The 13,100-nt window shown below is 65.9% G+C and carries 7 protein-coding genes; 2 read left to right on the forward strand and 5 right to left on the reverse strand.

Translation table 11 applies throughout. The features are described from left to right. Positions 1-34 precede the first annotated feature (34 nt). The gene (locus ACODS4_RS23725) at positions 35-892 is read right to left on the reverse strand and encodes a ParB/RepB/Spo0J family partition protein (RefSeq protein WP_488868144.1); all 858 of its coding nucleotides are present in this window, start codon (positions 890-892) and stop codon (positions 35-37) included. Further along, the gene (locus ACODS4_RS23730) at positions 882-1,907 is read right to left on the reverse strand and encodes an AAA family ATPase (RefSeq protein WP_488868145.1); all 1,026 of its coding nucleotides are present in this window, start codon (positions 1,905-1,907) and stop codon (positions 882-884) included. The genes ACODS4_RS23725 and ACODS4_RS23730 overlap by 11 nt, the downstream gene beginning before the upstream one ends. Positions 1,908-2,599: 692 nt before the next feature. Between ACODS4_RS23730 and ACODS4_RS23735 the strand changes: the two genes are divergently transcribed. Beyond that, a complete protein-coding gene (locus tag ACODS4_RS23735; protein ID WP_488868146.1) occupies positions 2,600-3,640 on the forward strand; it encodes a replication initiation protein in 1,041 nt (346 codons plus the stop codon). 28 nt (positions 3,641-3,668) lie between these two features. Here the strand turns inward: ACODS4_RS23735 and ACODS4_RS23740 are convergent, their stop codons facing one another. From ACODS4_RS23740 to ACODS4_RS23750, 3 genes are all read right to left on the reverse strand, one after another. Then, positions 3,669-4,202, reverse strand: a complete 534-nt coding sequence (locus tag ACODS4_RS23740) for a DEAD/DEAH box helicase (protein WP_488868147.1) — start codon at positions 4,200-4,202, stop codon at positions 3,669-3,671. A 193-nt stretch (positions 4,203-4,395) separates the two neighbouring features. Beyond that, on the reverse strand, positions 4,396-6,204 hold the full coding sequence (locus tag ACODS4_RS23745; RefSeq protein WP_488868148.1) for a DEAD/DEAH box helicase: 1,809 nt from the start codon (positions 6,202-6,204) through the stop codon (positions 4,396-4,398). After that, on the reverse strand, positions 6,095-7,321 hold the full coding sequence (locus ACODS4_RS23750; protein ID WP_488868149.1) for an SWIM zinc finger family protein: 1,227 nt from the start codon (positions 7,319-7,321) through the stop codon (positions 6,095-6,097). The genes ACODS4_RS23745 and ACODS4_RS23750 overlap by 110 nt, the downstream gene beginning before the upstream one ends. Before the next feature lie 378 nt (positions 7,322-7,699). Here ACODS4_RS23750 and ACODS4_RS23755 point away from each other — a divergent pair, with 378 nt between their 5' ends. Further along, the gene (locus tag ACODS4_RS23755; protein ID WP_488868150.1) at positions 7,700-11,248 is read left to right on the forward strand and encodes a CHAT domain-containing protein; all 3,549 of its coding nucleotides are present in this window, start codon (positions 7,700-7,702) and stop codon (positions 11,246-11,248) included. Positions 11,249-13,100 lie beyond the last annotated feature (1,852 nt).

Consider the following 13,100-nt stretch of genomic DNA (forward strand, 5'->3'; position numbering starts at 1 on the left):
ATCCTATGGCGAGCTGTGACGTCGCAGGATGCGGTCAATCACCGGCCAGCAACCGCCCGATCTCGGCGTGCAGTTCGGCCAAACGGCTGCGGTGCGCCGCGCCCAACCCGTCGCGGGCGGCCTTCAACGCGTCGACCTCCCGACCGATGGCCTTGACGCTTTTCGCGACCCGCAAGGCGAGCGCGTCGTCCGTCTCGCCAGCGGCCTCCGCCTTTTTGGCGACGCGGAGCTGTTTGACCGTCAACCCCTCCGACGCTTTGCGCCACAAGCGCCGCTGCGTCGGCTCCTCGCCCGCTTCGGCGATTTCGCGCAGCACGCTGGCGCTGACCTGACGGGCGCGGTTGGTCTGGTAATCGGCCAGAATGTCCGACGGCAGCCGCAACACCGCCAGGGATTTGGTGACGACGGTCGCGTCCTTGCCGATCAACGCGCCAAGCGCGTCGTGGGTGTAGCCGTGACTGTCGATCAGCCGTTCCAGCCCGCGCGCGAAATCGACCGCGTCGAGATCCTCGCGCAGCACATTCTCGATGATGCTGATTTCTTCGGGCTTGCCAGCGGTGATGATGGCGAAGATCGTCGCCCGCCCCAACATCCGATGGGCCAGCAAACGCCGCTCCCCCGCGACCAGCCGATAGACGCCGCGTTCCGGCAGCTCGGCCACCAGGATCGGCTGTTGCAGCCCATGGCGCGCGATGGAGTCGGCCAGGGAGCGGAGCGCCTCCTCGTCGAACACCGTCCGGGGCTGGTCGGGGTTGTCGCGGATGGCGTCCAGGCCAACCTCGATCAGGCGGGGGAAATCGCCGGACACCCCGGTCAGGCCATCCACCACGCCGATTCCGCCCTGCTCATAGGCGCCGATCCGGGTCGGCTTGCGCACCAGTTTAGGCGGCATCGGCGGCCTCCATCCGTTCGGCGGCGTCAATCAGGTCGCGGGCGATGGCGACGTAGCTTTCCACCCCCGGCGCGCCCGGATCCGCCGCCAGGGTGATCGTCTGGGCGGCGGACGCCTGGGCGTAGACGGCGCTGCGCGGCACCGGATCATACACCTTGAAGCGCGGCCCCCACAGCGCGTGAATCTCGTCGAGCGAGGCGCGGTCCTGCGTCTGCCGCGCGTTGTAGAGGGTGGGCAGAATGCCGAGAACCTTCAAACGCGGGTTTTCCCGCTTGGTCAAGGCGCCGATGGTTTCCTGCACCAGATCCTCCACCGCCATCACGGCGAAGCTTTCGGTCTGGCAGGGCATCAGCACCCAATCCGCCGCCACCAGGGCGTTGAGCGTCACCGTGCCGATGGCGGGCGCGCAATCAACGATGACGAAGTCGTATCGGTCGCCGACGCTGCGAATCACCTCCGACAGGCGGGCCAAACGTCCGAAAGGCTGGCCGTTCAATTCGCTTTCCGCCCGCGCCAACGCGATGCTGGACGGCAGCAGATCCAGATTGGGGGCCTGATCCACCGACACGATGGCGGCGGCGGCGGTCGCCCGGTCCAGGATGACGTCGGCCAGCGTCAAGCGCGCCTTGGTCAGCGCGACCAGACGCTCCTTGTCCAGCCCGACGTGAACCGAGGCGTTCGCCTGGCTGTCGGCGTCGACCAGCAGCGTCCGATAGCCCGCGCGGGCCAGAATATAGGCGATGTTGACCGCCGATTCCGTCTTCGCCGACCCGCCCTTGGTCAGGGTGGTGGACAGCACCAGCGGACGCCCGCCGCCGCGCAGCTCCCGCCCGCCCAACGAGGCGATCAACAAAGTGCCTTCAATTTCGCGGGGGATTTTCTCCCGCTCCGTTTCCCAGCGGCTGATTTTCGCGCCGTCGTAACGGCGGTTGAGCGTGTCGTTGAGCCATGCGGCGAAATCGGGCTGCGTCAAGCCCCGCCGCTCGCGGATGGCCCGCATCTCGCTCCCGGTCATAGCGTTTCCCCCTTGAAGGATCGGCGGCATCCTACCGACTTGATACAAGGTGGTCAACGCCATCAAGACGGCGCGGCGCGATCACGAAGCTGGAGCCTGAAACGGAGTCGGAAGGGGACGACTCGGAATCCGACCAAATGTCCGAATTCAATCCGGTGACGGCGCCGCCATCCAGGTCGAAAGGGCAGGGGGCTGTCGATGTTTTTGTCCGCGTCGCGAAGGAAAGGCGACGGCTGAGGCTTTCACGGCCCACACTCTTGCGGAGGAGGAGGGTCGTTTGCCCCGGCCAAATGTCCGAAATCCGCTTTCCTTCTTGATTCCTGGATTCCTTCAGATTCCTAGGGGCCGGATTTTGGATATGAATCAAGGTGTTGCGGGGTAGGTTCGGACATTTGGTCGGGTATTTCGGACGTCTGGTCAGGCTTATACGGACATTCGGACAGGGATATTCGGACGGCAGGGCAGGGGGATCGGGGCTTTATCGGACATTTGGGCAGGGCGACGCAATTCGGACAGTTTGGCAGGGCAGGGCGACGGCGGCGCGAAGGACGGGGCGCGGCGCTGGGGCATGCTGACCGGGTCGGATCGCGGCGTCACCCCTGTTTTTAAATCGGACTTGACAGCGGTTTCCTGTCCGATAGTTAATTCGGACATGAGCGCTGCGGGAATGTCCGGGAGATCGGGGGCGGGGCATGGCGGGGGAAACGACAGCGCGGCAGCAAATCGCCGCCAAACCGGGTGGGCAGTTCCCGAAATCAACCGGCGCGGTTGAAATCAGCGAACCGGAAGGGGCGTTGACGCTGGCCGACCGGCGGCTGTTCAACCATCTGCTGGCCGCCGCCTATCGCGACATGGGCAAGGTGCCGTACCACACCGTCAAAATGTCCGAAATCCGTTCCTTCGCGGCGGCGGCCCGCGACGGGGTGGAGGATTCCAGCAATCGGCGGCTGAAGTCGAGCATCACCCGCCTGCAAAAGACCGTGGTGCAATTCAATTACCTGGATTCCGCCCGTGGCGAGATTTGGCGGTCGTCCCAATTGCTGGGCGAATGCGAACTGGTCGAACGCACCGGCGAATTGACCTACGCCTTTCCCGCCGGATTGGCGGAAAAACTGGTCGAACCGGCGCTCTACAGCTACATCTCCTTGAAGGTGGTGTATCAGTTCGAATCGAAATACTCCCTGATCCTGTACGAGATCCTGAAACGCTACGCCGACCGCGACGCGGCGGCCCCCTTCTGGACGGTCAAAACGTCCGAATTGCGCGATCTGTTGGGCTGCCGCGACAAGCTGAAGGATTGGAAGGATTTCAACATCCGCGCCCTGCAACCGGCGTTGGAGGAAATCAACCAATTGGCCGGATTTGAAGCGGCGATGTCCGAAAAGCGGCAGGGCCGGGGGCGCGGCGGCGGGCAGGTGGTGGAGGTGACGTTCCACATCACCCGCAAGGACACCACCACCGCCGAACAGGCCGCCCGCGAATTGGACAAGCTGCGCATTCAGCGCCGTGGCGAAAAGCGGTTGAAGGTGGAGGAAGCCACGACATCCCGCAACGCCCGGCTGGCGCTGAACTGGCTGGAGGGCGCCGACGTGGCCACCCGAATGCGTTGGCAAAAGCGCGCCGAAGAGGCGGGGATCGCGGTGCCCAAGGGCGGCGCGGCGCGGGAAAATCTGGTCTTCTGGGTTCCGTTGATCGCTGACAGCATCGTCGCCGACGAAGCTCTGGCGGACTGAGGCGGGGGCGGCCCGAACGTCGGCCCGATCACCCTTCGATGGGCGCCAGCAAGACGTCCAGATCGTCGGCGGTCAACAAATCGGCTTCCGTCGCCGTCGCGTCATAGACCGCTTCGCCCAACTGGCGTTTGCGCTCCTGAAGGGTGAGCATCCGCTCCTCCACCGTGCCGACCGTCACCAGCTTGTAGACGAAGACCGGCTTATCCTGGCCGATCCGGTGGGCGCGGTCGGTGGCTTGGTCCTCCACCGCCGGATTCCACCAGGGATCATAATGGATCACCGTGTCGGCGGCGGTCAGATTCAGCCCGGCGCCGCCCGCCTTCAGGCTGATGAGGAACAGCGGCGCCTCGCCCGCCTGAAAACGGCGCACCGGCGTCTCGCGGTCGCGGGTGTCGCCGGTCAATTCGACGAAGGGAATCCCCAACCTCGCCAGTTCCGGCTTGATGAGGTCGAGCATGGATGTGAATTGCGAGAACAGCAAAATCCGCCGACCATCGGCCAGCAGGTCGGGCAGCAGTTCCAACAGACGCTCCAGCTTGGCCGACGCCGCCCCCTTCTCCACCCGCTTGCGCGCGCTCTCCAGCTTGACCAGCCGAGGGTCGCAACACAGGGCAATCGGGTGAAGGCTTGAAATTCCTTCATTAGGAAATTAGTCATCACCGCGAAGGCGGGGATCCAGAGTTCCCAGAGAGAATCTGACCGAAAAGCCTGGATCCCCGCCTTCGCGGGGATGACGGAAAATCCTCTATACAGGATTATAACCCTTCACCCGATTGCCCTGGGTCGCAGCAGACCTGCCGCAGCTTCAACAGCGCGTCCAAAATGGTGATGTGGCTGCGGGCCAAGCCCTTGCGGGCGATTTCCTCGCGCACGCGCTGGTCCATCGCCAGCCGGATCGTTTCGTACAGATCACGCTGGGCGGCCTGGGGATCGACCCGCTCGACCATCTCGGTCTTCGGCGGCAGCTCGCTGGCGACCTCCTCCTTGGTGCGGCGCAGCAGGAAGGGGCGGACCCGACGGGCCAGCACCCGCCGCCGCTCCGCGTCGCCATGCTTTTCGATGGGGGTGCGGAACAGGCGGCGGAAGCCGGTGCGGTCGCCGAACAGCGACGGCGCGGCGACGGAAAACAGCGACCACAGCTCGTCCAGATTGTTTTCCACCGGCGTGCCGGTCAGACACAGACGTTGCCGCGCCTCCAGCGCGTGGGTCGCCTTGGTCGCTTGCGAGGTCGGGTTTTTCAGATACTGCGCCTCGTCGAAGATCGCCAGATGCCAGGGCTGCGCCTCCAGCACCGCGCGGTCGCGCGGCAGCAGGGCGTAAGAGGTGACGACCAGATCATAATCGGCCAGATCACCGTGCGCCGCCTTGCGCTGCGGGCCATGCAGGACCAGCGTGCGCAGATCGGGCGCGAAGCGCGCCGCCTCGCCGCGCCAGTTGCCCAACACGCTGGTCGGGGCGATCAGCAGGCAGGGGCGGTCCATCCGCCCGGATTCCTTCTCGATCAGCAGATGGGTCAGCGCCTGCACCGTTTTGCCCAACCCCATGTCGTCAGCCAGCAGCCCGCCGAACCCGTGCGCGGCCAGGAATTGCAGCCAATTCACCCCCGTGTGCTGATAGGGCCGCAGCGTGGCGCGCAAGCCGTCGGGAAGATCCGCCACCGGCACCCCGCCCGCCTCGCGCAGGCTGCGCGCCATGCCGCGCACGGCGTCGGCCCCCAGCACCGGCACCCCGGCGGCGGTCGCCGCCTCTTCCAACGCGGCCAGATCCCCCAGATGGGTCCGCCCGATCCGCAACGGACCGCCATCCGCGCCCGGAGCTTGCAGCCCGAACAGCTCCATCAGCACGCCCAGCATCGGGCGCAACCGCTCGACGTTCAGCGGCAGGAAACGATCCTTGCCGACCCGAACGAACAGCACCCCGTCGGGGACCAGCGCGTCGAGCGCGGTTTCCATTCCGTCGTCGGCAAACTCATCCTCCCCCAAACGGCCCAAAACCCCGATGAGGGAGCGCAGAACCGGCAGCAGATCGACCCGCTCCCCGCCCACCTCGATGCCGAGCGACAGGCCGAACCAATCGATTCCCGTCCCCTCGCCAACCTCCATCGTCCAGCTCTGCGGCGCTTCGAGGATCTGATAGGGGAAATCGGCGTCGATCTCGATCCCCCACCCCTCGGCCCGCAGATCCGGCAAAAGTTCGAGGCAGAAATTCAGCCAGTGGCTCGTCTCGTCAAATTCGCCGGCTGGGCCGGTTGGCGACACGAACAGGCCCCGCCGCACGCTCGGCCCGCGCCCGACGTTGAGCGGCGTCTCGTTCAGGACCAAGCCCGCCCGGCGCAACCGCGCGGACGCGGCGGCCTCCGCCTTGGGCTGGCGGTGCGCGGTGACGAGAACCCCGTCCTCCATCCATTGCAGCGGCCCCGTCTCCTCCGCCAGACCAACACGTTGCCCGCCATAGTCAAAGCCCAACGCCGCCACCGCGACCTTGTCGGATACGGTCATGCCATAGGCGTAGGGCGTGTAGGGCCGGGTCGCCTGCCCCAGACGCAACAGCGGGCGCGGCGTCACGCGGCGGGTTTCCGTCTGGGTCGGGGCGGCGGGCCCGCGTCGGCAGCGGCAGGCCAAGCGATTCCACCCCGGCCACAAAGGCGGCGACCTCCCCCGGCGGCACGGGCGGCGCGGACAGCAGGGCGGCGGCCAGATGCGGGCGGATGTCGGCCTCCACCACGCCGCACTCCCCGCTCTCCCGATCCACATACAGCAACGGCGTGGTCGGCAACGTCAGCGCGGCGGGGGAGTCCAGCGCGATGGAAAACCGCTGCCGCCCCCGCTCGTCCGCCACCCAACAGGCCGTTCCCCGCCGCGTCGGGCCGGAGCGCAGCGGCGGGTTGGCGCGGAAATCCTGCCAATGGAGCCGCCCGGTTTTCAGCATCCGCTCGACCAACCAGCCGCTCCATTCCCCCCGCAACACCCGGCCTTCGTCGCGCGCGCCAGCGGTCGACCGGGTGTTTTGCGCCAGATCGGTCAGAATGGTCCGGTCGGACGGGGTGATGAACTTCGCCATCGTCACGCTGCGGATCGGGTCGAGGCTGAGGGGCTTCTCGTCCACGCCAAAGGCGCCGTCCTTGCGGATGGAGACGGACAAGGGTTGAACCACCGCCTCGGCGCCGCCCGCTCCGCTGTCCAACCGCAGCGCATACAAAAGCCGCTTGCGCACCGTTTCGGGATAGACGTCGCCGCCGTCCACCGCCGCCGCGTCGCTCAACCGGGACAAAAGCGCCTGCAAGGACGGGGACAGCGCGGGGACCGCCGTTTGAGGCGGCGTAAATTCCGGGTCGCTCGGGACGCGCCGCGCCGTAGTCGTTGGCATCGTCGTCGGCGCCGTTGGCTGGTCGGAACTCAACACCCAGGCGATCAGAGCGGCGGCGACATGCTTGCAATTGAAGCCAACCGGGCAATCGCACTCGCCCGAAAGCGCCGAAAGCGTGTTGCCAGCCCACTGAAACAGGATGCTCTGCGCGTAGGGGATTCGGTGCGACCCCCGCACGGTCGCGGACAGGCGGATCGCGCCGTTCGCCAAGCGCTGCGCCTGAAGGGCGGAAACCCGCCCTTCGCGCTGATAGGCGGCCCCTCGGCTGAAGGTGGCCGCATCGAAGAGGCGTTGGAGAGACGAGAGGGGGATCACGCGCCGGATGTCCTTGTGGCCGGTCGCCGTTCGGCAGGCCCTATCCTTTTTGGCGGCTGCGAGCGCGGTGTCAAGACCGCGTCGGCAGGCGCCGTCATGTGTGGGCGACCGCTGCGGCGCAAGGAAAAGAGAACTCCTTGGACGTTATCCTCATGAGGCCTCCTGATCCGCGCTGTTGTCTCAGAAGGCTCTCCACTTTGCCAGGGCAACTCCACTCTGGGGAACGGGGACCACCTCACCCCCTGAGTGAGGGAAAGAACAGGGGGCGTCATCGCCAAAATCACCTCCATGCAACACGCCTTCTTGCGCTTGCGGCCGTTTATGACCGCAAAGCCGAAACGGGGTACAATCGCGGTGGACCTGCTTGGGAGGTGTCGCGTGGATTGGCTGGAATGCAGGCCACTGGTCGAGGAATTCCTTGAGTTGGAAGAGGATGACCCCGCGCATTTCCGGCGTTGCGCCGAATTGGCGAGGACCATCCTGCCAGCAGCCACGGATATGCTGGAAGCATTGGTCGATGCCGGACAAGCTCCTGAAATCCGCTTGCACTTTGCCGACTTGATCGAGGTGCTGGCCCGTTCGGTGGCGAAGTGGGGAGAGATGCAAGCGGATCCGGGCTTTCTTCAGGACGCCTTGGACGCCTATGCCGCCACCTGGCTGGTGATGACATATGCCGACCGCCCGGCGCAATGGGCGATGGTTCATAACAATCGCGCCAGTGTCCTCGGCAACCTCGCCAGGATTACCGGTCGAAGACAGGAGTTCCTGGAGGCCCTGGCCGCCTACGATGCCGCACTGGAAGTGCAAACTTTTGAAAGGGATGCCAGGGGGTGGGCCATGATCCAGATGAACCGGGCTTCCACCATGGCATCCCTGATCGGGATGGAGGACGGCGAGGAGGATTGGGCGGCCTTCAAACGGGTCGAGGCTATCTATGGCGAAATCCTGGAGCGGATCCCCTTTCAAATCTTGCCGGAACTGTGCATGTCGGTTCGCAGCAACCGCGCGGCTCTGCTTTGTCAGATCGCCGCGCAGGGCAACAGCGACCGTGACGCCCTGCGCCGGGCTGTCGCCGATTCCGATGCCGTCCTGAGCGCGGTAAGCCGACAGACCGATCCTGTCAAATGGGCCAACGCCGCCAACAATCGCGCCAGCGCTCTTGCCGGGCTGGGTGCTCTGGCGGCAGGCGGAGAACAACGGTCATGGTGGCTGGAGGCGCTCGCCCAGTACGATGCCATCCTCCGGATTTTCACGAGGGAAAACACCCCCGCCAAATGGGCCATGGTGCAGGGCCATCGGGCCGACCTGCTCCGCTCCCTCGGACAGATGGATGGGGGGGATGATGGACGCGCATGTCTGCGCGATGCGATCGAAGCCTGCGATCGTGCGCTGGACGTGACGGATAGGCAAACTCATCGGGCGGGCTGGGTGTTCATCCAGAGAATTCGTGCCTCGACTTTGGTGGCGTTGGGGGAGATGACGGGTGAAGCCGAAGGCTGCGGCAGGATCCGCGATGCCGTCGTCATCTTGGAGGACACGCTGACCGCCACGCTCCAGGACGAAACGTCGATCGATTGGGCTCGGGGTCATAGTTGCCGCGGCACCGCTCTTCTCACCTTGGGTGAAATGGTGGACGGCCGTGAGAGAGAGCGGCTTTTGCGCCAAGCTGTTGAAAGCTATGACGCCGCACTCACCGTCTACCGGCAGGACAGCAGGTCGGCGGACTGGGGCATGGTCCAGATGAACCGGGCCACGGTTCTGTTCCGTCTGGGCGAGCAAAAAAGCGGGAGCGCCGGGCTGACCTTTCTGAAGATGGCCCTGGCGGGCTATGACCTTGCCTTGACGGTGACGGATCGTGAGACCATGCCTGTGGGTTGGGCGGCGATCCAGAAAAACCGGGGCAGCGTTCTTTTCCGCCTTGGACAACGGAAGGCGGGTGACGACGGCACGGTATTGCTGGAGCAGGCCATTTCAGCGTTCGATATCGCCTTGCAGCTTGCCCCCAGGAACAGCCTGCCTCTGCCATGGCAAAGGACAGTCATCAACCAGATATCGACCTTGATCGACCTTGCCGAACGCAAAACGGGTGCTGAGCGCCGCCAGCTCCTGCAACAGGTGTTGAACAGCAACGCGATCCTGTGCGCCGACCTTGAACGATCCGGCCATTCCGGGAACCTGATTTCGGCCATCCGCAGCGGCGTGGAGGCGCGCCTTCTGCAAGAGGACTGGTCCGGCTGTGCCGAGACTGCCCTGATTGCGCTGGAACGGGCGAATTCCTGGTTGCTGGAGGCTTCCACCGCTGCGGAGGCCGTCGATCGCATCAACCGCCTGACCGGGCTGGGAGACATGGCCGGCTTCGCGCTTGCCCGGATGAACCGGGGTGCCGAAGCCGTGCTGGCGGTGGAAGCCGGACGGGCGCATTTCCTGCGCGAGCATCTGCGCCTTGCCGAGGCCGCACTGAACGAGGAAGACCGGGAGCGCCTGGATGATTGCAGGCGTCGGCTGCACGAGGCGCGCCGTGAACTCGAACGGCGGCAATCGTCGTGGGCGACTGCCGCCGATGCCGCCGGGCGGGCGACGGCCCATGTCGGCCTTGAGAAGCCGATGGAGGAAATCGCCGCGATCTACCGCGAGTTCGTAGCCCTGCTGGACCGGTGTGGCCTGAACCGTCCGTTCCCACTGGCCTTCGACAGCATCGTGGCCGCCGCCGACATCGGAACGCCGGGGGCCGCCGTGGTGATTTCCACCACCGCCATGGGAACGGCTTTCCTGGCCATTCCCAACGGCGCCACGCATCCGGATCAGATCCTGCGTCGTCTGGTCCCAGGTTTTACCGAGAAGGATCTGGAAAGGCTGTTGGTGAACGACGACGGCGATGGCTGGATGAACGAATACACGGCTTTCGTCGCAGACCTGAATCGCACCGCCGGACGCGGCAGCGAGGAGGGAGGGGCCGCTTGGAACCGGTGCGTCTCCTCCACCCTGGAAAGGCTTTGGCGGGACATGATGGAGCCTCTCGACCGGATGCTGAAGGACATGGGGCTCGAACCGGGTGCGAGCGTCACCTTGATCGCGCCGGGGCGTCTGGCGGTTCTCCCTTTGCACGCCGCCGGGCAACGGGATGGAAACGGCTGCTGGACCTGCATGTTCGACAACTGGAACCTGTCCTACGCCCCCAGCGTTATCGCCCTGGCCCGGACGGGGCGGCGTACATCGGCCGGGAAGACGAACCCGGACCTGCTGCTGGCCGTCACGGACCCGTTGCGGGATCTGTCCATCGATCCCAACCCGGCCGCAGCGCTCTTTGCGGCCGAGCAGGTCGATGACCATCAGGGCAGCCGCGCCACCCTGGCGCGGATTCGGGGAAAGCTGTCCTCCTGCACCTATGCCAGCTTCATGTGTCATGGCCTGTGGGATCCCCAGGATCACAACCGGTCCGGATTGGTTCTGGCTCGCAGGGAACTCCTGACGGCGGGCGATCTGCGCGCTGCCGGCATGGAGCGCTGCCGTTTCGCCGTTCTCGGCGCCTGCATGTCGGGTTTGGCCAGCGTCGAGCGCACGCCCGACGAATTCCTTGGCCTGCCGACAGCCTTTCTTCAGGCCGGCGTGGGCGCCGTCGCGGCAAGTTTCTGGCCAGTCTTTAACACCACGTTGAGCGCGCTCGTCCATGACATCTTCCTCAACCTCCGGGGGCTGGGTCTGGAGCCGACCGAAGCGTTGCGACGAGCCCAGCAACGGCTGCGGAATGGACACGGCGGTCGGTCTGACGCCGTATGTCCGCAAGCCGCGTCCGTTCCCATCGCCGCCGTGTGGGATGAGGAACTCGAAGCGGAGGATCGCGGCGGTGATAGCGCGGTCACGTCCGCGCTGACCATGGACTTGGCGCAACCGATCCACTGGGCCGTGATCGGGCTGTTCGGCCGATGACCCGGATCGGTCGCCATTCGCCGAGCGGAACGCAGGCCTGGCCCCCTGCCCGACGGCATCAGCCGCCGAAGAGGCCATAGACCGCCCAATGTATCGGCTGTGAAAAATCCCCGATCATGACGGTCCTGCGCCCGTAACCACTCGACCGGCGTCGACGACTGGTCCAGCACCGAAAGCGCGGCGCCGCACGCATCGACCGCCGCGTCGAGAAGGGTACGCTCGTCGGCGCCGTCCGTCAGGGCGGCGAGATCCACCAGGGCGTTGGCGCGGTTCATCTGTGACCCGGCCCATTCCAGCGGTGCGGCTTCCGGTGTGCGTACGGTCAGGGAGTCGTCGAAGTCGGCGAGTGCGTTCCGCAGCAGCGCAACACCCTCGAAACCGCCGGTCAGGTCCGCCAGCCGGCGCAAGGCGTTGCCGCAGTTCATGTGGGTGCGCGCCCAGTGGACGGGCATGCCGTGCAAGGTCTGTACGGTCAGCGCCGCGTCGTAGCCAGCCACGGCGGCGTGCAGCAGGTCGATGCCGCGGCGGCCGCCTTCGATGTTGCCAAGGGCCTGCAACGCGTTCGCCCGATTCATTTGCGTCCACGCCCAGTTTTCCGGATGCCGGTCCGGGTCGAGGGCCGTCAAAGCCGCATCGTAGCCGGAGATGGCGGCACGCAGGCCAGCGGTCCCCGCCTCGCCGTCGGTCAAGCTGCCGAGCCGTTCGAGGGCGTTGGCCCGGTTCATCTGGGTGGTCGCCCAACGGAACGCCATGTCCTTGCGTGTCCGGACCTCCAGTCCGGCATCATAGTCGGCAATCGCGGCCTGCAACCATCGCGCGGCCGCCTCGCCGCCTTGGCGATCCGCCAGAATCGCCAAGGCGTTGGCACGGTTGGTGTGGGCCAGGGCCCAGATCGCCGGGGCATCCTGCCGGGATAGGACGGTCAGGGCGGATCCACAATCCGCGATCGCCGACCGAAGGGCCTGGGAGGCCTCGTCACCGCGCAGGATATGTGCCAGTTCGGTCGACACATTGGCCCGTGACGCCAGGGCGGCGGCCCAGTCGGCGGGAAACACAGCGGCGCTCAGCCCGTCCAGCGCCGTGCCGTAACCGGCGACTGCGGCCCGAAGCCGGGCTTCCCTGTCCGGGCCGGAGAGATGTGCCGCCAGATCGCCGAGCGCATTGGCACGGTTGATGTGCAACTGCGCCCGGTCTTCCGGCAAGGCATCGGGATCGCAGACCGCGAGCAGCATGTCATAGTCGTGAATGGCATCCGTGAGATGTGCCGCACCATCTGCCGCGCCCTTGACCGAGCCAAGGCGCAGCCTTGCCGCCGCGCGGTCGGTCATGATGCGGACCCGCTCCCCGTGATCCACGTCTTCCGGAAGCGCTTCCCAGGCGGCATCATGGCCGACGACCGCCGCTTCCAGCAGGGCGATCCCGCCGGAACCGCCCATCATCTCGCCGAGAATCGATTGTGCCGAAGCCAGATATGACATCGTCCGCGCCCATGGTGCGGGCATGCTTTCCGGAGTCCTGACCGTCAATCCGGCCTCATAGCTGGCAATCGCCTCCCCGATCAGGCGTTCCCCCTGGCGGCCCTCGCACAGGGTCGCCAAACTGACCAGCGTCGTGGCCCGGTTGATGTGTGCCGTGGCCCAGTCCTCCGGAGCCGCATCCTTGGGAAAACCCCGGAGGGCAAGGTCGAAGGCGGCAACTGCAAGCTGAAGAAGCGTGGCGTCGTTCCGAATCTCGCCATATTGCGTCAGTGCGTTTCCGCACTCCCCCGCGATGGCGCCTGCGACGGCGATCATATCCGGCGTGTCTTCGGTCGACGGGTGGTCGAGCCATTCCTCGACTGCTGGAAGCAGGA

It is taken from the genome of Azospirillum sp. FG154 (assembly GCF_057809575.1).